Source organism: Mesorhizobium sp. M0052 (assembly GCF_040323255.1).
GTDB lineage: Bacteria > Pseudomonadota > Alphaproteobacteria > Rhizobiales > Rhizobiaceae > Mesorhizobium.
This window is the reverse complement of sequence record NZ_JAMYUS010000007.1, coordinates 226,157-247,302: the sequence shown is the minus strand read 5'-3', so window position 1 is coordinate 247,302 and position 21,146 is coordinate 226,157. Positions and strand designations below refer to the sequence as shown.

General features: G+C 62.7%; 23 protein-coding genes. 16 read left to right on the top strand and 7 right to left on the bottom strand.

Translation table 11 applies throughout. The annotated features are described in order from the left end of the window. Position 1: 1 nt before the first annotated feature. Together NKJ77_RS12140 and hslV are read right to left on the bottom strand one after the other, a co-directional pair. Complete coding sequence (locus NKJ77_RS12140) at positions 2–529, bottom strand: GNAT family N-acetyltransferase (protein ID WP_023832663.1); 528 nt, start codon at positions 527–529, stop codon at positions 2–4. Next, positions 519–1,070: an ATP-dependent protease subunit HslV gene (hslV, locus tag NKJ77_RS12135; protein ID WP_023672322.1), complete on the bottom strand. Its 552-nt coding sequence runs from the start codon at positions 1,068–1,070 to the stop codon at positions 519–521. Before hslV ends, NKJ77_RS12140 begins: the two co-directional genes overlap by 11 nt. 237 nt (positions 1,071–1,307) lie before the next feature. On the opposite strand from hslV, the gene hisB reads away from it, so the two are divergent. The 9 genes from hisB (at position 1,308) to coaA (ending at position 7,142) form a co-directional block, all read left to right on the top strand. Next, positions 1,308–1,907 carry an imidazoleglycerol-phosphate dehydratase HisB gene (gene hisB, locus NKJ77_RS12130; protein ID WP_023832661.1) on the top strand — a complete coding sequence of 200 codons (600 nt, stop codon included), beginning with the start codon at positions 1,308–1,310 and terminating at the stop codon, positions 1,905–1,907. 4 nt (positions 1,908–1,911) lie between these two features. Next, positions 1,912–2,388, top strand: a complete 477-nt coding sequence (locus tag NKJ77_RS12125) for a DUF2628 domain-containing protein (protein ID WP_023710437.1) — start codon at positions 1,912–1,914, stop codon at positions 2,386–2,388. 1 nt (position 2,389) lies between these two features. Then, positions 2,390–3,040: an imidazole glycerol phosphate synthase subunit HisH gene (gene hisH / locus NKJ77_RS12120; protein WP_023832660.1), complete on the top strand. Its 651-nt coding sequence runs from the start codon at positions 2,390–2,392 to the stop codon at positions 3,038–3,040. A gap of 1 nt (position 3,041) precedes the next feature. Further along, on the top strand, positions 3,042–3,332 hold the full coding sequence (locus NKJ77_RS12115) for a DUF1330 domain-containing protein (protein WP_023672318.1): 291 nt from the start codon (positions 3,042–3,044) through the stop codon (positions 3,330–3,332). A gap of 3 nt (positions 3,333–3,335) precedes the next feature. Beyond that, positions 3,336–4,082, top strand: a complete 747-nt coding sequence (gene hisA, locus NKJ77_RS12110; RefSeq protein ID WP_023832659.1) for a 1-(5-phosphoribosyl)-5-[(5-phosphoribosylamino)methylideneamino]imidazole-4-carboxamide isomerase — start codon at positions 3,336–3,338, stop codon at positions 4,080–4,082. Further along, positions 4,079–4,915: an arginase family protein gene (locus NKJ77_RS12105; RefSeq protein WP_352535263.1), complete on the top strand. Its 837-nt coding sequence runs from the start codon at positions 4,079–4,081 to the stop codon at positions 4,913–4,915. The genes hisA and NKJ77_RS12105 overlap by 4 nt, the downstream gene beginning before the upstream one ends. Beyond that, on the top strand, positions 4,912–5,718 hold the full coding sequence (hisF, locus tag NKJ77_RS12100) for an imidazole glycerol phosphate synthase subunit HisF (protein ID WP_031195830.1): 807 nt from the start codon (positions 4,912–4,914) through the stop codon (positions 5,716–5,718). The genes NKJ77_RS12105 and hisF overlap by 4 nt, the downstream gene beginning before the upstream one ends. A gap of 8 nt (positions 5,719–5,726) precedes the next feature. Next, entirely contained in the window at positions 5,727–6,050 is a 324-nt protein-coding gene (locus tag NKJ77_RS12095; protein WP_023681408.1) for a phosphoribosyl-ATP diphosphatase, read from the top strand. 132 nt (positions 6,051–6,182) lie between these two features. Further along, positions 6,183–7,142, top strand: a complete 960-nt coding sequence (gene coaA, locus NKJ77_RS12090) for a type I pantothenate kinase (RefSeq protein ID WP_023672313.1) — start codon at positions 6,183–6,185, stop codon at positions 7,140–7,142. Here the strand turns inward: coaA and NKJ77_RS12085 are convergent. The 5 genes from NKJ77_RS12085 to NKJ77_RS12065 form a co-directional block, all read right to left on the bottom strand. Next, positions 7,129–8,268, bottom strand: coding sequence for a phosphatase PAP2 family protein (locus tag NKJ77_RS12085; RefSeq protein ID WP_023694619.1), 1,140 nt, complete (start codon positions 8,266–8,268; stop codon positions 7,129–7,131). The genes coaA and NKJ77_RS12085 overlap by 14 nt on opposite strands. A gap of 58 nt (positions 8,269–8,326) precedes the next feature. Then, entirely contained in the window at positions 8,327–9,415 is a 1,089-nt protein-coding gene (locus tag NKJ77_RS12080) for a phosphatase PAP2 family protein (protein ID WP_081730953.1), read from the bottom strand. 79 nt (positions 9,416–9,494) lie between these two features. Continuing rightward, on the bottom strand, positions 9,495–10,133 hold the full coding sequence (locus NKJ77_RS12075; RefSeq protein ID WP_031195824.1) for an alpha-ketoglutarate-dependent dioxygenase AlkB family protein: 639 nt from the start codon (positions 10,131–10,133) through the stop codon (positions 9,495–9,497). A 158-nt stretch (positions 10,134–10,291) separates the two neighbouring features. Further along, positions 10,292–10,726, bottom strand: a complete 435-nt coding sequence (gene arfB / locus NKJ77_RS12070) for an alternative ribosome rescue aminoacyl-tRNA hydrolase ArfB (RefSeq protein ID WP_023832656.1) — start codon at positions 10,724–10,726, stop codon at positions 10,292–10,294. An 86-nt stretch (positions 10,727–10,812) separates the two neighbouring features. Next, positions 10,813–12,420: a phosphoenolpyruvate carboxykinase gene (locus tag NKJ77_RS12065; protein ID WP_352535262.1), complete on the bottom strand. Its 1,608-nt coding sequence runs from the start codon at positions 12,418–12,420 to the stop codon at positions 10,813–10,815. Between the two features lie 346 nt (positions 12,421–12,766). Here NKJ77_RS12065 and NKJ77_RS12060 point away from each other — a divergent pair, with 346 nt between their 5' ends. From NKJ77_RS12060 to NKJ77_RS12030, 7 genes are all read left to right on the top strand, one after another. Then, the gene (locus tag NKJ77_RS12060; protein WP_010912942.1) at positions 12,767–13,468 is read left to right on the top strand and encodes a response regulator transcription factor; all 702 of its coding nucleotides are present in this window, start codon (positions 12,767–12,769) and stop codon (positions 13,466–13,468) included. Between the two features lie 85 nt (positions 13,469–13,553). Next, positions 13,554–15,335, top strand: a complete 1,782-nt coding sequence (locus NKJ77_RS12055; RefSeq protein ID WP_023672307.1) for a sensor histidine kinase — start codon at positions 13,554–13,556, stop codon at positions 15,333–15,335. A 12-nt stretch (positions 15,336–15,347) separates the two neighbouring features. Continuing rightward, positions 15,348–15,809 (top strand): HPr kinase/phosphorylase, encoded by a 462-nt coding sequence (locus tag NKJ77_RS12050; RefSeq protein WP_023832654.1) that lies wholly within the window; start codon positions 15,348–15,350, stop codon positions 15,807–15,809. A 164-nt stretch (positions 15,810–15,973) separates the two neighbouring features. Further along, positions 15,974–16,375: a PTS sugar transporter subunit IIA gene (locus NKJ77_RS12045; RefSeq protein ID WP_023672304.1), complete on the top strand. Its 402-nt coding sequence runs from the start codon at positions 15,974–15,976 to the stop codon at positions 16,373–16,375. After that, entirely contained in the window at positions 16,372–16,662 is a 291-nt protein-coding gene (locus tag NKJ77_RS12040; RefSeq protein WP_023672303.1) for an HPr family phosphocarrier protein, read from the top strand. The genes NKJ77_RS12045 and NKJ77_RS12040 overlap by 4 nt, the downstream gene beginning before the upstream one ends. 206 nt (positions 16,663–16,868) lie before the next feature. Beyond that, positions 16,869–18,269: an adenosylhomocysteinase gene (gene ahcY / locus NKJ77_RS12035; RefSeq protein WP_023681401.1), complete on the top strand. Its 1,401-nt coding sequence runs from the start codon at positions 16,869–16,871 to the stop codon at positions 18,267–18,269. A 308-nt stretch (positions 18,270–18,577) separates the two neighbouring features. Further along, complete coding sequence (locus NKJ77_RS12030) at positions 18,578–21,142, top strand: sensor histidine kinase (RefSeq protein WP_352535261.1); 2,565 nt, start codon at positions 18,578–18,580, stop codon at positions 21,140–21,142. Positions 21,143–21,146: the final 4 nt, after the last annotated feature.

The following is a 21,146-nucleotide window of genomic DNA, read 5'->3' as shown; positions in this document are numbered from 1 at the left end:
CTCATTCCCCTTCTTCCACGTCGCGCTCTTTGCCATCGACAGCCATCAGCACGGCGTCGCCATATCTAGAGTGCCTGCGATCAATGACGCGGAATCCGGCCTTTTCATAGGCGCGGATGGCACGGCCATTGCCGGGATGCGGATCGATTATGACGCGCGGCGCGCCTTCCTCGAACAGTTGCTCGACGAATTGCCTGACGATCGCCGAGCCATGACCTTTGCCAACCAGGTCAGGCACGCCGATCGACAGGTCGATGCCGAGCGTGCCGAACGGCTGGTCGGCATAGGGATGGTCCTCTTCCAGATGCGGATCGTAGCTCTGCAGATAGGCGATCGGCCTGCCGTCGAGCTCGACGATCAGCGGCTCTACAGAAATAGAGTCAATGTGCTCCCGGATTTCGGCGATTTCCGTCTCCGGATCGTCCCACCATTCGGCGACATGCGGCTCGGCCAGCCAGCCGGCGATCATCGGCAGGTCTTTTTCGGTAACCGGTCGAAAATCATAGAGCACCAGCGGGTTAGCCGGCATCGAGCGTTTCGACAACAAAGTTGTTGTTGGTATAGACGCAAATGTCGGAGGCGATCTGCATCGCCTTGCGGGCGATCTCCTCGGCATCCTTGTCGCTGTCCATCAGCGCGCGGGCAGCGGCCAGCGCATAGTTGCCGCCGGAACCGATGGCCATGACGCCGAATTCGGGCTCCAGTACGTCGCCGGTGCCGGTGAGCGCCAGCGAAACCGACTTGTCGGCCACCAGCATCATCGCTTCCAGCCGGCGCAGATAACGGTCGGTGCGCCAGTCCTTGGCGAGCTCGACGCAGGCGCGCGTCAACTGGTCGGGATATTGTTCGAGCTTGGCTTCGAGCCGCTCCAGAAGGGTGAAGGCGTCCGCCGTGGCGCCGGCGAAACCGGCAATGACATTGCCGCCCTTGCCGATGCGGCGCACCTTTTTGGCGTTGCCTTTCATGATGGTCTGGCCAAGGCTGACTTGGCCGTCGCCGGCGATCACCACCTTGTTGCCCTTGCGCACCGTCACGATGGTCGTGGCGTGCATGCTCAGTTCATTCGACATTTTTAGCTCCGATTCGCGCGATCCCGATAAGGCGATTGGCGCGCGGTACGAGTGATTTCGATCGGCCATATGTATGCATGGGGCGGGTGATTGCAAACGGCGTCCGCCTTGGCCGGTGGCTGTCCGCATCGCAACTGGCAATCGCCGGTTCATGCTGCTAGAAGGCACTCGTTTTCAAGCAAATGACAGCTTGGAACCCCGTCTTGAGTTTCGAACCCCTCAGCCAAGGACAAGGTCATGGCGTCCCGTTCCGCCGAAGTCAGCCGCAAGACCAAGGAAACCGAGATCAGTGTCTCGGTCCATGTCGACGGCACCGGAAAATCCGACATGTCGAGCGGCGTCGGCTTCTTCGACCATATGCTGGACCAGCTGTCGCGCCACTCGCTGATCGACATGACGGTGAAGGCGAAAGGCGACCTGCACATTGACGACCACCACACGGTCGAGGACACCGGCATTACGATCGGCCAGGCGCTGGCCAAGGCGCTGGGCGAGCGGCGCGGCATCATGCGCTATGCCTCTGTCGACCTTGCCATGGACGAGACGCTGACGCGGGCCGCGATCGACGTGTCGGGCCGTCCGTTCCTGGTCTGGAATGTCGCCTTCTCGTCCCCGAAGATCGGCACGTTCGACACCGAACTGGTGCGTGAATTCTTCCAGGCGCTGGCGCAGAATGCCGGTATCACGCTGCATGTCACCAATCATTATGGCGCCAACAATCACCATATTGCCGAGACCTGCTTCAAGGCGGTGGCGCGCGCGCTGCGTTTCGCACTGGAGCGCGACCCGCGCCAGCCGGAAGCGGTTCCCTCCACCAAGGGATCTCTGAAAGGGTAGGCTGATGGCCATCTATGTCGTGATGGAACCGCCAGGCCGCACCGAGGCGGCCGACGCAACCGTTTTGGTCCGCGACGGTTTTTCCTGGCTGGCTTTCCTGGTGGCGCCGCTGTGGCTCGCCTGGCACAGGCTGTGGATCGAGGCGGCGCTCGCCTTCGTCGCCATGGGGCTCATCTCGGTGCTCGGCCAATGGCTGGGACTGGACTGGGCCGGCTCCGCACTGTCTTTACTGGTCTCGCTCTATATCGGGCTGGAAGGCCAAGGGCTGCGGATCGCAGCGCTGCGCCGCCGCGGCTGGCATGAATGGGGCGTCGTCGAAGCCGACAATCCTGACGATGCCGACATCCGCCAGACACTGGACGCCGAGGCGCTTGCCGACGAGCCGGCGCCGCTGCCGCGCATCGTGCCGGACGCCAGCCTGGCCCGGCCGACGCAGACCGGGCTGACGCTGGGCCTGAGCCATACGCCGGGAAAAGCCTGAGATGCGGGTTGCCATCATCGATTACGGGTCGGGCAATCTGCGCTCGGCCACCAAGGCCTTCGAGCGCGCCGCGCATGAAGCCGGCATTGCCGCTGCCATTGAGCTAACCGCCGACGCCGAGCGGGTGCGCAGCGCCGACCGAATCGTTTTGCCCGGCGTCGGCGCCTATGCCGATTGCGCGGCGGGCCTGCGCGGCGTCGCCGGCATGTGGGAAGCGGTGGAAGAGGTAGCGATCGCCAAGGCGCGGCCGTTCCTCGGCATCTGCGTCGGCATGCAGCTGATGTCGCAGCGCGGCCTGGAAAAGACCGTGACCAAGGGCTTCGGCTGGATTGCCGGCGACGTCAAGGAGATCACGCCCGCCGATCCGGCACTGAAGATCCCGCAAATCGGCTGGAACACCATCGATCTGGAGCGCAAGCACCCGCTGTTTTCGGGTATTGCGACCGGGCCTAAGGGTCTGCACGCCTATTTCGTTCATTCCTACCATCTCGACGCGACAAGGCCGGACGAAGTGCTGGCCGTCGCCGATTATGGCGGCCCGGTAACGGCGGCGGTCGCGCACGGCAACCTTGCCGGCACGCAATTCCATCCGGAAAAGAGCCAGGCGCTCGGCCTGGCACTGATCACCAACTTCCTGCGCTGGAGGCCTTGAGATGAGCAAGAAGGGCTACTGGATGGCGATGGTCGATGTGACCGATCCGGAAAACTATCCGAAATACATCGCCGCCAACAAAGCGGCGTTCGACAAATACGGCGCGAAATTCCTGACGCGAGGCGGTCAGTCGTCAAGCCCGGAAGGGCCATCCGGCAATCGCCATGTGATCGTCGAGTTCGAAAGCTACGAGGTCGCGCTGGCTTGCTTCCATTCCCCCGAATACCAGGCAGCGCTGAAATTCCGGCGCGCTTATTCGACCTCGCATTTCGCCATTGTGGAAGGGGTCTGAACGGTGATCCTGTTTCCGGCCATCGACCTCAAGGACGGCAAGTGCGTGCGGCTGAAGCACGGCGATATGGCGACCGCGACCATCTACAATGACGACCCTGCGGCCCAGGCCAAGGCCTTCGAAGAGCAAGGGTTTGAATGGCTGCATGTCGTCGACCTCAACGGCGCCTTCAAGGGCCAGAGCGTCAACAACGCGGCGGTCGGCGCCATCCTCAAGGCGACGAAAAACCCGGTGCAGCTCGGCGGCGGCATCCGCACGCTGGCGCAGATCGAGGACTGGCTCGACCGCGGGCTGGCCCGCGTCATCCTCGGCACGGTGGCGGTGCGCGATCCCGACCTGGTCCGGGAAGCCTGCAAGGAATTTCCTGGAAAGATCGCCGTGGGCATCGACGCCAAGGGCGGCAAGGTGGCGGTCGAAGGCTGGGCCGAGGCCTCCAGCCTCGGCGTCATCGAACTGGCGCGGAAATTCGAAGGCGCCGGCGTTGCCGCCATCATCTACACCGATATCGACCGCGACGGCGTTCTGACCGGCATCAACTGGGATGCCACGATCGATCTCGCCGACGCCGTCTCGATCCCGGTCATCGCCTCGGGCGGGCTGGCTTCGATCGCCGACATCGTGCGCATGACCATGCCCGACGCGAAGAAACTGGAAGGCGCCATCTCCGGCCGCGCGCTCTATGACGGGCGTATCGACCCGGCCGAGGCGCTTGCGGTGCTGCAGGGCAAGGCGATGGAGACCCGGCCGTGAAAATCTCCATCATCCTGGCCTCCTATGACAGCGGCCACTATCACGGCGGCATGGGCCGAGGCCCGGATGCACTCATCGCCGGCGGGCTTGTCGACGCGCTGACGCTCTCCGGGCACGACGTCGTCGTCACCGATATCGGCAGGGTTGGCGACGAACAGCAGCGCGAGATCGCCACCGGCTTTGCCGTGTGCGGTGCCGTCTCCGGCGAGGTCCGCATCGCCATAGACCGCGGCCGGCTTCCCATCGTGCTGGCCGGCAATTGTCTGACATCGGCCGGTGCGGTTGCCGGCGAGGATGCCGATGCGATCATCTGGGCCGACCAGCATGGCGATCTCAACACCCCGGAGACGTCCATCTTCGGCTTTCTCGACGGCATGGCGCTGGCCACGGTTCTCGGCCTGTGCTGGAAGCCGATGGCCTCGGCCATCCCCGGCTTCCGGCCGATCGATCCGGCGCGCTGCGTGCTGGTCAACGCGCGCGATCTCGATCCGGCCGAAACGGAGCTGTTGAAGACGTTGCCGGTCATCCGCACCGAATGCCCGGACTGGGCGACGGCGAGCGGCAGGCTGAAGGCGCCGGAGGCGAAGCGGGTGCACCTGCATCTCGATCTCGACGTGCACGACCCCGGGGCGCTGCAGGCCAACCGCTACACCACGCCCGGCGGCCCGGAGCCGAAACAGCTGCGCCAGGCTGTCTGCGGCATGGCCGGCCTGCTGCCGATTTCCGGCATCACCATTTCCGCCTACGATCCGGCGTTCGATGCGCAGGCCGAGGTTCCGCCGCTGGTCGGCGAACTGCTCAGCGAGTTGCTGGCGACGATGGAGAAGGGCTGATGCTGAAGGCCCGAGTCATCCCTTGCCTTGACGTCAAGAACGGCCGCGTCGTCAAGGGCGTCAATTTCGTCGACCTCATCGATGCCGGTGATCCGGTCGAGGCGGCCAAAGCCTATGACTCGGCCGGCGCAGACGAGCTTTGCTTTCTCGATATCACCGCGTCGTCCGACAACCGTGAAACCATCTTCGACGTCGTCGCCCGCACCGCCGAACAATGCTTCATGCCGCTGACCGTCGGCGGCGGCGTGCGCCAGGTCGCCGATATCCGCAAACTGTTGCTGGCCGGCGCCGACAAGGTGTCGATCAACACTGCGGCGGTGAAGAATCCCGATTTCGTCGCCGAAGCCGCCGACAAGTTCGGCAACCAGTGTATTGTCGTCGCCATCGACGCCAAGAGGGTGTCGGCGCCCAAAGAGCCCGGCCGCTGGGAGATCTTCACCCACGGTGGCCGCGAAAAGACCGGCATCGATGCGGTCGAGTTCGCGCGAAAAATGGTTGATCGCGGCGCTGGCGAGATTCTTTTGACCTCGATGGACCGTGACGGCACCAAGGCCGGCTACGACATTGCGCTGACCCGCGCGATAGCCGATGCGGTTCGCGTGCCAGTCATCGCGTCGGGCGGCGTCGGCACGCTCGACCATCTGGTCGAGGGCATTCGCGACGGCCATGCCGGCGCCGTGCTCGCCGCCTCGATCTTCCATTTCGGCACTTACACGATTACGGAAGCCAAGGCGCATATGGCCGAGGCCGGGCTGCCGATGCGCCTGGACTATCCGGTTCAATCCACTCCACAAAGGCTGTAGGCTGCGCCATGGCTGAATTTTCGCTGTCCGATCTGGAAACGATCATTGGCGAACGCGCCCGTTCCGGCGACCCGGACTCGTGGACGGCAAAACTGTTCGCCAAAGGCATCGACAAGGCGGCGCAGAAGCTTGGTGAAGAGGCAGTCGAGACCGTCATTGCCGCCGTCAAGGGCGACGAGAAAGCCCTCGTTTCCGAAAGTGCCGATCTCATATATCATTGGCTCGTTGTGCTTGGCATGGCCGGCGTTTCGCTGGGCGAGGTGCTGAAGGAGCTTGAGGGCCGTACCGGCCGTTCGGGCGTCACTGAAAAGGCATCCCGGCCGAAAGGCTGACCGCGAGAGCCGGATGATTTCGGGCCGAGGCCTTAAATCTGAATCCGTCTTTAAATTGATAGAGGGAGCATGATGTCGCCCGAAAACCGCTTCACACTTTTCGGCCTCATGCTCTAGAGGGCAGGAAACTCGATGGACCAGCTCGCTCCGACCGAGAAATATTCCCCCTATCGTTTCTTCTCGGCCGAGCAATGGTCGAACTTCCGCGCCGACACGCCGATGACGCTGGGCGAAGACGAGATCAACCGTCTGCGCTCACTGAACGATCCGGTCGACCTGGAAGAAGTCAAGCGCATCTATCTGTCGCTCTCGCGGCTGCTTTCGGCGCATGTTGAGGCCAGCCAGCTGCTGTTTCGCCAGCGCCAGGCCTTCTTCAACGCGCTGGATGTGGTCAAGACACCGTTCATCATCGGCATTGCCGGTTCGGTTGCGGTCGGCAAATCGACCACGGCGCGCGTGCTGAAGGAGCTTCTGGCGCGCTGGCCGTCGAGCCCCAAGGTCGATCTCATCACTACCGACGGGTTCCTGCTGCCCAACAAGGTGTTGCGACGCGACAATCTGATGGAGCGCAAGGGCTTTCCCGACAGCTACGATGTCGGTGCGCTGCTGCGTTTCCTCTCGGGCATCAAGTCGGCGCAGCGCAATGTCCGCGCGCCCGTCTATTCGCATTTGACCTATGACGTCATTCCCGGCGAGTTCGTCACCATCGACCGGCCAGACATTCTGATCTTCGAAGGCATCAACGTTCTGCAACCCGGCAAATTGCCGAAGGACGGCAAGATCGTGCCGTTCCTGTCGGATTTCTTCGATTTCGCCATTTATATAGATGCCGACGAGAAGCTGATCCACCAATGGTACATCGCCCGCTTCATGCGCCTGCGCGAGACGGCCTTCCGCAATCCGGACTCCTTCTTCCACCGCTATTCGCAGCTTTCGGAAGACGCCGCGCGCGCCATTGCGGAAGGCTTGTGGGCCAACATCAACCTGAAAAACCTGCGCGAGAACATCGTGCCGACACGGGCGCGGGCCGACCTCATCCTGCGCAAGGGCGCCAATCATCTGGTCGAGGAAGTGGCGCTCAGGAAACTGTGACCGCCGCCTCCGGGCTGGTCGCGATATCGGCCGATTGCGTATCCTGCGCCGGTCGCCGGACATAGCGCCGGTCGGCCGGGACGAGTTTGCGCGCCGCGACATAGACAATCACCGAGACAGCAGCTGCGGCATAGCCGTCGATTGCATAGTGCCACGCCAGATAAACCGAGCTGACGGCAACAAAGGCCACATAGACAAACGCTACAGCGCCGAGACGGCGATTGTACTCCCATGCAAAAAGTGCGTTGAGCATCGCCAAGCCGACATGCACGCTGGGAAAGGCCGAGATGCCTGACGCGAAACCGGTCTGCCTGGCCTCATGAAGCCTCCACAAATATTGCTGGTAGGAAACAGCGGAATTGGAGGATTCGGCGCCGCGGGCCAGGAATGCGAGCTGTTCGCCAAACCGCGCCGTGTCGCCCGTGACCATCCCGTAAAACGCCGGACCAGCCGACAGGAACAGTCCAGCCAATATGTTGCCGACGACGATCCAAACCACCATGAAGCAGATGACATAGCGCGTTCGAACCGACGCCGTCCGGGGCGATGTCGCGACGAAGAACAAGGCGCCAAAATTGAGGACAAACCAGAATACGTTGTAATTCCACTCGATGGCAGCCCGCACGAAATCGTTTTTGGCCACCAGATAGAGCCAGCGCCACGGATCGGCGCCGAAATGCAGGAACGCATCGATGTCGGCATGCAGCACGTCAAATGGAAAGCCGTCCTGCCAGACCGGCATTCCGTTCTTCACCGAGGTGAATGTGCCTTGAAAGATCATGAGCGCCATGAGGAGGCATAGACCCGAGAGCGAATATGCCAGCCGCGATGTCGAGAACACATATTTCGCCGCCAGACGGCGCCTGATGTCGGTGCGATGTATAAGCAGGCTTATGTCAACAATAATGGCGAAGGTCGGCAGCATCAGGCCGTTCAACAATATCCACCGCCCGAAATATATCGAATACGCGCTGCGGTCGGCCGCGCCTATTGCATACAGAAAAACCAGTCCGGCCAATGTGTAGACGACGATGAACAGATAAACGCCTGAATCCCGGCGAATCAGCGGGATCGCTTGTTTGATGACTGCCCACAACTGACGGAAAACCACACTGCTCTTTGTCATTGTCCCGAGCCGACGTTGCAATGCCCGGGCACTTTATAAGGAAAATCTGTAGAATCGGTTAGTGCTGTGCGAGGACGCGCTCGCTCAAGAAAGTGTCGTCATTCGCCAGCCCCAATTTGCCACAGCCCCACCAGATGGCGAGCGCCGCGGCAATGCCGACAATTCCGTCCACGGCATAGTGCCACCCGAGGTGAATCGAGCCGAAGAACAACAAGACGCCAAAGGCCAGCATGGCGTGACCGAACCTGCGATCAATTGAGTACGCGACAGCCACAAACAGCGCCGCCTGCGCGTTGTGCATGCTGGGCATGGCCGAAATGCCACCGGGCAAATCGACACGGCCAGTATAGACCTCCCAAAGAAAATCCTGTGTCAAGGATGACGACAGCGGATAGATCGAGGCAACCTCGTCGAGATAGCGCATCAGATCGGCATATGGCGAGGGTGCGCCCGGCACCATTTCCGCAAAGTAACAAGGTCCTGCCGAGGAGAACAACGTTGCTATGACCAGGCCGATCAGGATCCACGAAATGACCGTCGCCCGCCAGTAGCGAAGGCGGATCCGCTCAGGCACGCGCGGACTGACAAGCAACCCCACCCAGAACAAGAACACCAGCAGCATCCACAGAGTGTACACTATGTCCAACAGGCGAGTTACCCAAGGCATGCCGACGACCGGCTGAATGATTTGCCACGCCTGATTCCCACCCAGGAGATTTGCATCCCAGTGGGAGAAAGTTTCGTCCCACTGGAAGGGGGCGACAATCGGAATCATCATTTTGTTGTAGAGGAATGCCGCCATGAAGAGAGCCAACACGACGCTAGCGCAGAAACCCCGCGCAAGGGTATTCGACATGCCTCCGAGGGAAGCGACCGCGATGCTGACTGGTGACCCATGGCGACCCTGAACGAGCGCGCAGGAACCAACCACGGCAACAAGGATAGAGCCCAGCAAAGGCAAAAAGCGCACAATTCGACCGGTATATTCAACAATATGGGGCAGGATCGAATCGCCCCTGATTGTCGCGATGAGAAAGGTCAACACGACAAATGCGAAGATCATTGCACTGCGGCGGCCCTCACGCGCGAGCCATGCGGGAAACCGGTCCACATGCGATGGACTTTGCACGATTTCAGAAGAAGCCATAGGAACGGCCCCAATCTTTTTGAGAACATTCCTTTGTGTCGCACCTATACTTTAACAAACAGTAAGTCGAAGAATACCTCTACTGCTCCAGGGTACGGTTGACCCGCCGCAGCGTCAAATTGATGCGGCCGCCATTCTTCAGCAGCGCCGAGGTCGACGGATAGATGCGGTCGACGCCGTGGAAGCAGAGCCGGCCTTCGCCGCCGAGCACGACGACGTCGCCGCTTTTCAGGCGGAACGATTTGGTACCGCCGTCGCGTGTGGCCCCCCTGCCCGTCACTTGGCCGACCCGGAACAGGCAATCATCGCCAAGTGACACCGAGACCACTGGGGCCGAGAAATCGGCTTCGTCGCGATCCTGGTGCAGACCCATTTTGGCGTCCTGCGTATAGAAATTGACCAGGCAGGCCTCCGGCGGATTCGGATAGGCGGCGACCTCCCGCCACAATTGCAGCAGCGCGTCCGGGATCGGCGGCCATGGCTCTCCGGTGAGTGGGTGCGTTGGCTGGTAGCGATAGCCCAGCTCCTTGTCGGTGACCCAGCCGAGCGAGCCGCAATTGGTCATGCGCACGCTCATCTCCTTGCCGGTCCGCGGCATCGCCGGCACGTACAGCGGCGCCCGCTGTACAATGGTCCTCACCTCTTCCACCAGCGCTTCCTGCGCCGCGCGGGACAGATAGCCGGGCATATGGCGGACGCCTTTGGGCAGAACGAGCATGACTTCGCCTCCGGTTGATACTGAAACCATGCCACCGCCAATCAGAAACAGCGACCCGAAAGCCACCGTTGTCGGTCTCCCTTTCTGTGGCAATGGTGAAACCTTGCGGCTGCGGCTCCGAAGGGAAGGCCGCTTTATGCACGCAGTCGGCACGGTCCTTAGTCGTTCTCTACCCGGCCGCGCAGCTTTTTGATCGTGCCGCGCCCTGCCTTGCTTTGCAGCCGCCGCTCCACCGAGCCTTTCGACGGCCTGGTCTTCTTGCGCGGCGGCGGCGGCGGTTCCGCGGCCTTGGCGACCAGCGCCGTCAGCCTTACCCGGGCATCGGCCCGGTTCTGCTCCTGGGTGCGGAAGCGGCCGGCCTCGATGACGATGACGCCGTCCTTGGTGGCGCGCTGGCCGGCGAGCTTGATCGTGCGCGCGCGCACGCGTTCGGACAGGCCAGCCGCATTGGCGGCGTCGAAGCGCAATTGGACGGCGGTCGCCACCTTGTTGACGTTCTGGCCGCCGGGACCCGACGAGCGGATGAAATCCTCGTGCAGGTCGCCCGGATGGATTACGGCTTCGTCTGATATGATGATGTCGTCGATAGGCATGCCGCAGTCATGGCGCGGCGGACCAAAAAAGAAAAGGCCCGATCGAGATCGCGCCTTTCAAGGATGCTTCGGTGAAGACGCCTCGACTATTCCGCAGCTTCCTGCAGGCGGGGTGCTGCGCCGAGCACGACGGCATCGACATGGCTCTCGAATTTCTCGAAGTTGACGGCGAACATGCCGACCAATCGCGCTGCCTGCCGGTCATAGGCTGCCTTGTCAGCCCAGGTCGAACGCGGGTCGAGAATGGCGCTGTCGACGCCAGGCACAGCAACCGGCACCTCGAAGCCGAAATTGGCGTCGGTGCGGAAACCGGACGCCTTCAACGAACCGTCAAGCGCTGCGGCCAGCAAGGCGCGCGTCGCCTTGATCGGCATGCGCTTGCCGGTGCCGTAGGCGCCGCCGGTCCAGCCGGTGTTGACCAGCCAGCAATCGGCGCCGTGGCGGGCGATCAGCTCGCGCAGCAGATTGCCGTATTCCTTGGGGTGGCGCGGCATGAACGGGGCGCCGAAGCAGGTCGAGAAGGTCGCTTCCGGCTCGGTAACGCCCTTCTCGGTGCCGGCCACCTTGGCGGTGTAGCCGGAGAGGAAGTGATACATCGCCTGCGCCGGGGTCAGCCGTGCGATCGGCGGCATGATGCCGAAGGCATCGGCGGTCAGCATGATGATGTTTTTCGGGTGGCTGGCCCGTCCGCTCTTCGAGGCATTGGGGATGAAATCCAGCGGATAGGCGCAGCGCGTGTTTTCGGTGAGCCGGCCGTCGTTGAAGTCCGGCACGCGGTCGGCGTCGAGCACGACATTTTCCAGCACCGTGCCGAAGCGCTGCGTGGTGGCGAAAATCTCCGGCTCGGCCTCGGCCGACAGCCGGATCGTCTTGGCGTAGCAGCCGCCTTCGAAGTTGAAGATGCCGTGCGGTCCCCAGCCGTGCTCGTCGTCGCCGATGAGCGTACGTGACGGATCGGCCGACAGCGTCGTCTTGCCCGTCCCGGAAAGCCCGAAGAAGATCGCCGCGTCGCCGGCCGGGCCCTCATTGGCCGAGCAGTGCATCGGCATGACGCCCTTTTCCGGCAGCAGATAGTTGAGCATGGTGAACACCGATTTCTTCATCTCGCCGGCATAGGAAGTGCCGCCGATGAGCACGATCTTGCGGGTGAGATCGACCGCAATCACCGTTTCGGTGCGGCTGCCGTGGCGGGCCGGATCGGCGCGGAAGGACGGCAGGTCGATGATCGTCATCTCCGGCACGAAATCCTCAAGCTCGGCGGCCTGCGGGCGGATCAAAAGATTGCGGATGAACAGCGAGTGCCAGGCGAATTCGGTGATGACCCGCGTCGGCAGCTTCAGCTCGGCATCGGCGCCGACGAGGTCCTGCACATAGAGATCGCTATTCGCGGCGTGGACAAGGAAATCGGCGAGCAGCATTTCGAACTGGCCCGCCGAAATCGCCTTGTTGTTGTCCCACCAGACATGGGGCTCGGTGGCGCCATCGCGGACGACAAACTTGTCCTTGGGCGAGCGGCCAGTGTGCTGGCCGGTCTCGGCAAGCAGCGCGCCGCCGGCGGTCAACCGGGCCTCGCCACGACGGATCGCTGCCTCATAAAGGGCGGCCGCACCAAAATTATAATGCACCGTGCCGGTGGTTTTCAGGCCGATACGATCGATCGCGCAAGCAGAATTGCGTTTGCCGACTTCCGACATCAAGGGTCCCTTCTTCTGGATTCGCCGCACTTTGCCGGCGCGTTTCCGGCGAGCCCGCGTTAGGGGCTGAGACGGTGAGAACCAGAAAACTCGAATGATATCAAATCATTAATCGATTTAAAAATTTTGAAAGTTGTTTAAATCGTTTATATGTGCAAAAAATCACGGTGGTTGCCCAAAGGATTGGCACACAGTGTTCGTCCAACCCGTGTAGAGGTTCCGATGGGGCCGCCGGCAAGCCGTCCGCGACAGCGGGTGGAGCCTGTGCCACATTTTGTACCTAATTTGTCCTGCAAAAGCCCCTTCTCTACGACAGAAGGGACAGCTCATGAGGGAGCCGCTTGAAATGGCAACAATCGCGCTTGTCGATGACGACCGCAACATTCTGACATCGGTGTCGATCGCCCTCGAGTCCGAGGGGTATCGCGTCGAGACCTACACGGATGGTGCGTCGGCGCTGGAAGGCCTGGCGGCGCGGCCGCCGAATCTCGCCATCCTCGACATCAAGATGCCGCGCATGGACGGCATGGAGCTGTTGCGCCGGATGCGGCAGAAGTCCGACCTGCCGGTGATCTTCCTGACCTCGAAGGACGATGAGATCGATGAGCTTTTCGGCCTCAAGATGGGCGCCGACGATTTCATCCGCAAACCGTTCTCGCAGCGCCTGCTGGTCGAGCGGGTGCGCGCCGTGCTGCGCCGCGCCAGCGCCCGCGAAGCTGCGGCAAAGGCGCCCAGCCAGCAGGCCCGTTCGCTGGAACGCGGCCAGCTCGTCATGGACCAGGAACGCCATACCTGCACCTGGAAGGGCGAGCCGGTGACGCTGACGGTCACCGAATTTCTCATCCTGCACTCGTTGGCGCAGCGCCCAGGCGTGGTAAAAAGCCGTGATGCGCTGATGGATTCCGCCTATGATGAGCAGGTCTATGTCGACGACCGCACCATCGATAGCCACATCAAGCGGCTGCGCAAGAAGTTCAAGGCCGTCGATGACGACTTCGAAATGATCGAAACCCTTTACGGAGTCGGATACCGGTTCCGCGAAGCTTGAGTTGATGCATGTCGCCCAAAAGTGGTCGCGGTTTTTGGGACGACGACATGCATAAAACCAAAGACTAGGCGGGAGCTGCTATTCGATGGCAGTGGATGTACAGCGGAGCAGACGAACGAGCGCTGTCAGGCGGTCGCGGATTCTGCCCGCATTCCTGTCGAGGTTGACGGTGCCGATGCGCCGCTTCCTCGGCCACCACATCTTTTCCAGCCTGACCCGGCGCATCCTGTTCCTCAACCTGGCCGGCCTCGCCGTGCTGGTCACCGGCATCCTCTATCTCAACACCTTCCGCGACGGGCTGATCGACGCCCGCGTCGAAAGCCTGATGACGCAGGGCGAGATCATCGCCGGCGCCATTGCCGCGTCGGCAACGGTCGAGACCGATTCGATCAGCATCGATCCGGAAAAACTGCTCGAACTGCAGGCCGGTGAAAGCCTGGGGCCGGGCTCAGACCAGCTCGACAATCTGGATTTCCCGATCAACCCCGAGCGCGTCGCGCCGGTGCTGCGGCGGCTGATTTCGCCGACGCGCACCCGGGCCCGCATCTATGACCGCGACGCCAATCTGCTGCTCGATTCGCGCCATCTCTACTCGCGCGGCCAGATCCTGCGCTACGACCTGCCTCCGGTCGAGGACGAGCAGCCGGATATGCTGGAGCGCGTGCAGAAATTCGTCTTCGACTTCTTCCGCAACAAGGACCTGCCCGTCTACCATGAGCAGCCCGGCGGCAACGGTGCGGCCTTCCCGGAAGTGGTCAAGGCGCTGACCGGCAGTCCGTCGACGATCGTGCGGGTGAGCGAACAGGGCGAGCAGATCGTTTCGGTGGCGGTGCCGATCCAGCGCTTCCGCGCCGTTCTCGGCGTGCTGATGCTGTCGACGGAAGGCGGCGACATCGACAAGATCGTCGCCGCCGAGCGCAAGGCTATTTTGCGCGTGTTCGGCATCGCCGCCCTGGTCACCGCCATCCTGTCGATGCTGCTCGCATCCACCATCGCCAATCCGCTGCGCCGGCTATCGGCGGCGGCAGTGCGGGTGCGGCGCGGCGTCAAGAGCCGCGAGGAGATCCCCGACTTTTCCGACCGCCAGGACGAGATCGGCAATTTGTCGGTCGCGGTGCGCGACATGACCAATGCGCTCTATGCCCGCATCGAGGCGATCGAAAGCTTCGCCGCCGATGTCTCGCACGAGCTGAAGAACCCGCTGACCTCGCTGCGCAGCGCGGTGGAGACCTTGCCGCTTGCCAAGAACGACAATTCACGCGGCAGGCTGATGGAGATCATCCAGCACGATGTCCGGCGTCTCGACCGGCTGATCACCGACATTTCCGATGCCTCGCGCCTAGACGCCGAACTGGCGCGTGAGGATGCCGCCACGGTCGATTTGAAGAAATTCATCACCGATCTCGTCGCCGTGTCGCGCGAAGCGACGCGCAACAAAAAGGCTGTCGAGATCGAATTCAAGGCCGCCAAGCTGCCGCAAGGCGTCAAAGGCTATTTCGTCACCGGCCATGATCTGAGGATCGGCCAGGTCATCACCAATCTGATCGAGAATGCCCGCTCCTTCGTGCCGGAGGACCACGGCCATATCGCCATTTCCCTGGCACGCTCCGGCAAGGTCAACATCGTCACCGTCGACGACAACGGCCCCGGAATCCGCGCCGACGCCATCGACCGCATCTTCGAGCGCTTCTACACCGACCGCCCGGCCGGCGAGGCGTTCGGCCAGAATTCGGGGCTTGGCCTGTCGATATCCAGGCAGATCGTCGAAGCCCATGGCGGCACGCTGACCGCCGAGAACATCCCCGGCACCAAGCCCGGCGACATCAAGGGCGCGCGCTTCGTCGTTACGCTGCCGGCCGAAGGCTGATCGCGGCTGCGCATGCCCGATCCCACCGCGGAACCCGAGAACATCCATGCCACCGCAGTCCTGATTGGCGAGCGGGGCGTCCTGATCACCGGGCCGTCCGGCTCGGGCAAGACAACGCTGGCGCTGGCGCTCATCGACCATTTCAGCCGGCTCGGGCTGTTTGCGCGGCTGATCGGCGACGACCAGCTGTTTGTCGCGGCGCGTTTCGGGCGGCTGGTCTGCCATGCGCCCGCCAGCATTGCCGGCCTCACAGAGGTGCCCGGGCTTGGTCCGAAGCCGCTTTTGTTCCAACCTGTGGGGGTCATCGACCTGGCAATCCGGATGGTTTCCGCAGACGCGATCGCGCGTTTCCAGGAAGAGTCGAGCGCGACCATTGCCGACTGTGTGGTGCCGCGCATCGACCTCGTTCAGCGCAACGTCACTGCGGCTTTGCCGGCGGTAATGGCGCGGCTGGCGATTGCGCCTTTCGTATGATCCGCCGCCGGTTTTTTGCTGCAATGCGTCAAATTGGCCATGGCCGACGCAATTTTGGGCTTGTCAACGCGCCGCGCGTCGACAAGATAGCGCTCCCGCCGCCTGGGATGGCCGGCGAGCATAAAAAGCGCCTGTGAAGCGGCGATGACGGGAGCCACCATAGAATGATCGGACTCGTGCTTGTAACGCACGGTCAACTGGCCGCCGAGTTCCGCCATGCCGTGGAACATGTCGTGGGGCCACAAGACAATTTCGAAACCGTGGCAATCGGCGCCGACGACGATATGGAGCAGCGTAGGCGCGATATCGTCGACGCCGTCGGCCGCGTCGACACCGGGACCGGCGTCATCGTTCTGACCGATATGTTCGGCGGCACGCCTTCCAACCTCGCCATTTCGGTGATGGAATCCGGTCGCACCGAGGTCATCGCCGGCATGAACCTGCCGATGCTGATCAAGCTGTCGTCGATCCGCAAGGGCGACAACATGGCGACCGCGCTCGACGAGGCGCAGGCCGCGGGGCGCAAATACATCAACGTCGCAAGTCAGCTGCTGAGCAGCAAATGAACGCGCTGTCGCCCGGTGAGATCGTGCGCGAGTTCCCGATCGTCAACCAGCGCGGCCTGCATGCGCGCGCCTCGGCGAAGTTCGTCCAGGTCGCCAGCGGCTTCGACGCCACCGTCCATGTCGAGAAGGATGGTCTCAAGGTCGGCGGCACCTCGATCATGGGGCTGATGATGCTGGCGGCGAGCCCCGGTTATTCGATCCGCGTCACCGCCAGCGGCGCTGAAGCCGCAGCGGCGATGGACGCGCTGGAGCAGCTGGTCGCCTCGCGCTTCGGCGAAGAGTGCTGAAGTTTTTGCTTTGGACGCCGTTGTCCCAAAACCGCCGGATACTTTTGGGCGGCATGCATCCCCGTAAACACATACGCGCATAAAGATTTCTTTATATCCCATTGTCGTCTTGGCGGCGATCTGCTAGTCAGGCCGGCATTCCGCGCCCTTCGACGCGCCGTGTGGCGCAGGCGCATTCTGAAGACAAATCACACCGGAGCACTGCCATGACAGGTAGCAAGGACTATGTGGTCGCCGACATCTCGCTTGCCGGCTGGGGCCGCAAGGAACTCGATATCGCCGAAACCGAAATGCCGGGCCTGATGGCCTGCCGCGAGGAATTCGGCGACAAGAAACCGTTGAAAGGTGCGCGCATCACCGGATCGCTGCACATGACCATCCAGACGGCGGTGCTGATCGAGACGCTGAAGGCGCTTGGCGCCGATATCCGCTGGGCCTCGTGCAACATCTTCTCGACCCAGGACCATGCGGCCGCGGCCATCGCCGAGGCCGGCATCCCGGTGTTCGCCGTCAAGGGCGAGTCGCTCGAGGAGTACTGGGACTACACCGACAGGATCTTCCAGTGGGCCGATGGCGGCCTCTCCAACATGATCCTCGATGATGGCGGCGACGCCACGATGTACATACTGATCGGCGCCCGCGCCGAAGCCGGCGAGGACGTGCTGTCCAACCCGCAGAGCGAGGAAGAGGAATACTTCTACGCCCAGGTCAAGAAGCGCCTGAAGGCTTCGCCCGGCTTTTTCACCAAGCAGAAGGAAGCCATCCGCGGCGTCACCGAAGAGACGACCACGGGTGTCAACCGACTCTACCAGCTGCAGAAGAAGGGCCTGCTGCCCTTCCCGGCGATCAACGTCAACGACTCGGTCACCAAGTCGAAGTTCGACAACAAATATGGCTGCAAGGAATCGCTGGTCGACGGCATCCGCCGCGGCACCGACACCATGATGGCCGGCAAGGTTGCGGTCGTCTGCGGCTATGGCGACGTCGGCAAGGGCTCGTCGGCTTCGCTCAAGGGCGCCGGCGCCCGCGTCAAGGTCACCGAAGTCGATCCGATCTGCGCGCTGCAGGCGGCGATGGACGGCTTTGAAGTCGTCACGCTGGAAGATGCCGCACCGACCGCCGACATCGTCATCACCACCACCGGCAACAAGGATGTGGTCACCCTCGACCACATGCGCTCGATGAAGGACATGGTGATCGTCGGCAATATTGGCCACTTCGACAATGAGATCCAGGTCGCGTCGCTGCGCAACCTGCAATGGACCAACGTCAAGCCGCAGGTCGACATGATAACCTTCCCGGACGGCAAGCGGATGATCCTGCTGTCCGAGGGGCGCCTGCTCAACCTCGGCAACGCGACCGGTCATCCGAGCTTCGTGATGTCGGCTTCGTTCACCAATCAGGTGCTGGCGCAGATCGAGCTCTACACCAAGCCCGGCCAGTACCAGAACCAGGTCTATGTGCTGCCCAAGCACCTCGACGAGAAGGTGGCGCGTCTGCATCTCGACAAGCTTGGAGCCCGCTTGACCGAACTTTCCGGCGAACAGGCCGCCTATATCGGCGTGACCCCGCAGGGTCCGTTCAAGCCGGAACACTACCGCTATTAGCCAAAGCGGCGTTTACCACTAGATATTGAAGCCGGGCGATTGACTTTTCGCCCGGCTTCTTTTTTGCGCGGATGATTCTTCACGCCGATTCCAGCACGCGCTATTGTGCTGATTCGTGGGCCGGGGACGAGGCCGGCGTACGCATCGAGAGCATGATTCGAACCGAAGGACCGCGTCAGCGAAAAGTGGGAAGCGGTTTTCGGAAAAGATCATGCCCTTTAGAAAAGAGTTAGGTCAGAAGGGCGTTTCCATCAAACGTGATCCTGATCTAGGCGGTCTTGCATTCAGGCGGCGAAGAGGACCAAGGCATGCCGGGGGAAAACCCGCCTCGCGCGGGATCGGCCGTTTCCGGCGGCCATGACGATTCCGATAGCAATGGCTCCGTCACGACAGGCGGTGGCCTGAAGAGGCGCGTTGGCGCCCGCACCGCCGGCTTTCTTGCCACCTCAGCTCTTGCCGGCCCGCTCACCTCGTTTGCCGCCCATGCCGAGCCGGCCATTGCGCAGAAGGCCGGACTGTCGGTCAGCGCGGTCGAAGTCATCCAGCTCGCCATGTTCGTCGGCGTCATGGGCGCGGCACTGGTCTCGGCCATCTTCCTGATCCGCGAAAGAGCCCGCACCTCGGCGCAGAATGTCGAACTCAGAGCCCGCATTGCCGACATCAATGCGGCGCTGCAGCGCTCCGAGGCGCTGCTCAATCTGCGTGACCAGCGCGTCATCGTCTGGGCGTCGGAGAACAAGAAGCCGGAGCTGATCGGCACGCTGCCGCTGGAAAGCGGTGCGCCGGACGACCGTGCAGCCTTCCTCGCCTTCGGCCGCTGGCTGATGCCGCGCTCGGCGGCGGCGCTCGAAAATGCCGTCGCTGGTCTGCGCGAGAAAGCGAAACCCTTTGATCTCGTGATCGAATCGCAGGCCGGGGCGCCGCTTGAAGTGCATGGCCGCAAGAGCGCCGCGCATGTGCTGGTGCGCTTCGTCTCGCTGTCGGAGACGCAGCGAAGCCAGGCCAGGCTGAAGATCGAGAACCAGCGGCTGGCCGCCGACTACGAGATGATGATCGGCCTGCTCGACGCCTTGCCGATGCCGGCCTGGCTGCGCGCCACCGACGGGCGGCTGAAATGGGTCAACCGTGCCTATGCCGGAGCGGTCGAGGCACCGAACGCCGAGACCGCGGTGCGCGAAGCCAAGGAATTCCTCGGCGCCCAAGCGCGCGAACAGATCGCCGCGCAGCACAAATCGCGCCCGATCTTCGAACAGACGCTGTCGACGGTGATCGAGGGCGACCGCCGGGTGTTCGCCGTCACCGACTTCGCCGGTGCCGACGGCTCGGCCGGTCTTGCCTGCGACACCAGCGCCACCGAAACCATTCGCGGCGAATATGAGCGCACGGTGCGCAGCCATGCCGACACGCTCGACCAGCTCAACACGGCGGTGGCGATCTTCGATGCCAACGAGAAGTTGCGCTTCTTCAACCAGGCGTTCCAGAAACTGTGGGGGCTGGACCCGGGCTTCCTGCACAGCGCGCCCGACAATGCGCTGCTGCTCGACCGGCTGCGCAGCGAAGGCAAGATCGCCGAGCAGCCGGAATGGCGGCGCTGGAAAGAAGGCCTGCTTGGCGCCTACCGCGCGGTGGAATCGCAAGAGCATTGGTGGCATCTGCCCGATGGCAAGACCATCCGCGTGGTGGCCAACCCGCAGCCGAAGGGCGGCGTGACCTGGGTGTTCGAGAACCTGACCGAGAAGATGGACCTCGAAAGCCGCTACCAGACGGCGGTGCGGGTCCAGGGCGAAACGCTCGACAATCTGGCCGAAGGCGTCGCGGTGTTCGGTCCCGATGGGCGGCTGCGCCTGTCGAACCCGGCCTTTGTCGCGCTGTGGGGACTGAGCCAGGATGTGATCAAGCCCAACGTCCATGTCTCGGCGATCCGCGATCTCAGCGACCAGCGCGCCGTCGACAGCCCGTGGGGCGGGTTCGTCGCCGCCATCACCGGTTTCGACGACGAGCGCCGCGACCGCCATGGCCAGACCGAACTGAAGAACGGCACAGTGCTCAGCTACGCCGTCATCCCGCTGCCCAACGGCCAGGTGATGATGACCTTTGTGGACGTCACCGACAGCGTCAATGTCGAGCGCGCGCTGAAGGACAAGAACGAAGCGCTGCAGAAATCCGACCAGCTGAAGAACGAGTTCGTGCAGCATGTCTCCTACGAGCTGCGCTCGCCGCTGACCAACATCATCGGCTTCACCGAGCTTCTGTCGCTGCCGGCGACCGGGCCGCTCAGCCCAAAGCAGCGCGAATATGTCGAGCATGTCGGCTCGTCATCCTCGGTGCTGCTCACCATCGTCAACGACATACTCGACCTCGCCACCGTCGACGCCGGCATCATGCAGCTCGACATTTCGGAAGTAAGCGTCGAGCGCACCATCGAGGCCGCGGCCGAACTGGTCGCCGACCGGCTGCAAGAGCATTCGATCAAGCTCCGGATCGACGCCGCTGCGGCGCCGAAGAGTTTTCACGGCGACGAGACCCGGGTTCGCCAGATCCTCTACAATCTGCTCAGCAACGCCGCCAATTACGCGCCGGAGGCGAGCACTATCACGCTTGCCTGCCGGCATTTGGAGCAAGGTGTGGAATTCTCCGTCCATGACAACGGCCCCGGCATGCCGCCGGACCTGCTCGATTCGGTGTTCCGCCGCTTCGAGCCGCGCACCAATGGCGGGCGCCGGCGCGGTGCGGGCTTAGGCCTGTCGATCGTCAAGAGCTTTGTCGAGCTGCACGGCGGCAGCGTGCGCATCGAGACCGGCAAGGACAAGGGCACCACCGTCATCTGCACCTTCCCCGATGCACCGTCGGGCATCCGCGCCGCGGCCGAGTAGCGCG

Excerpts from the sequence above, each read along its gene's own strand:
- NKJ77_RS12040 (WP_023672303.1), top strand. The coding sequence starts at position 16,372 with ATGAACGCGCTGTCGCCCGGTGAGATCGTGCGCGAGTTCCCGATCGTC.
- NKJ77_RS12050 (WP_023832654.1), top strand. The coding sequence starts at position 15,348 with ATGCCCGATCCCACCGCGGAACCCGAGAACATCCATGCCACCGCAGTC.
- hslV (WP_023672322.1), bottom strand. The coding sequence starts at position 1,070 with ATGTCGAATGAACTGAGCATGCACGCCACGACCATCGTGACGGTGCGC.
- NKJ77_RS12115 (WP_023672318.1), top strand. The coding sequence starts at position 3,042 with ATGAGCAAGAAGGGCTACTGGATGGCGATGGTCGATGTGACCGATCCG.
- hisB (WP_023832661.1), top strand. The coding sequence starts at position 1,308 with ATGGCGTCCCGTTCCGCCGAAGTCAGCCGCAAGACCAAGGAAACCGAG.
- NKJ77_RS12075 (WP_031195824.1), bottom strand. The coding sequence starts at position 10,133 with ATGCTCGTTCTGCCCAAAGGCGTCCGCCATATGCCCGGCTATCTGTCC.
- coaA (WP_023672313.1), top strand. The coding sequence starts at position 6,183 with ATGGACCAGCTCGCTCCGACCGAGAAATATTCCCCCTATCGTTTCTTC.
- NKJ77_RS12125 (WP_023710437.1), top strand. The coding sequence starts at position 1,912 with ATGGCCATCTATGTCGTGATGGAACCGCCAGGCCGCACCGAGGCGGCC.
- NKJ77_RS12085 (WP_023694619.1), bottom strand. The coding sequence starts at position 8,268 with ATGACAAAGAGCAGTGTGGTTTTCCGTCAGTTGTGGGCAGTCATCAAA.
- NKJ77_RS12060 (WP_010912942.1), top strand. The coding sequence starts at position 12,767 with ATGGCAACAATCGCGCTTGTCGATGACGACCGCAACATTCTGACATCG.
- NKJ77_RS12080 (WP_081730953.1), bottom strand. The coding sequence starts at position 9,415 with ATGGCTTCTTCTGAAATCGTGCAAAGTCCATCGCATGTGGACCGGTTT.
- NKJ77_RS12140 (WP_023832663.1), bottom strand. The coding sequence starts at position 529 with ATGCCGGCTAACCCGCTGGTGCTCTATGATTTTCGACCGGTTACCGAA.
- NKJ77_RS12065 (WP_352535262.1), bottom strand. The coding sequence starts at position 12,420 with ATGTCGGAAGTCGGCAAACGCAATTCTGCTTGCGCGATCGATCGTATC.
- ahcY (WP_023681401.1), top strand. The coding sequence starts at position 16,869 with ATGACAGGTAGCAAGGACTATGTGGTCGCCGACATCTCGCTTGCCGGC.
- hisH (WP_023832660.1), top strand. The coding sequence starts at position 2,390 with ATGCGGGTTGCCATCATCGATTACGGGTCGGGCAATCTGCGCTCGGCC.
- NKJ77_RS12045 (WP_023672304.1), top strand. The coding sequence starts at position 15,974 with ATGATCGGACTCGTGCTTGTAACGCACGGTCAACTGGCCGCCGAGTTC.
- arfB (WP_023832656.1), bottom strand. The coding sequence starts at position 10,726 with ATGCCTATCGACGACATCATCATATCAGACGAAGCCGTAATCCATCCG.
- NKJ77_RS12030 (WP_352535261.1), top strand. The coding sequence starts at position 18,578 with ATGCCGGGGGAAAACCCGCCTCGCGCGGGATCGGCCGTTTCCGGCGGC.
- NKJ77_RS12095 (WP_023681408.1), top strand. The coding sequence starts at position 5,727 with ATGGCTGAATTTTCGCTGTCCGATCTGGAAACGATCATTGGCGAACGC.
- NKJ77_RS12055 (WP_023672307.1), top strand. The coding sequence starts at position 13,554 with ATGGCAGTGGATGTACAGCGGAGCAGACGAACGAGCGCTGTCAGGCGG.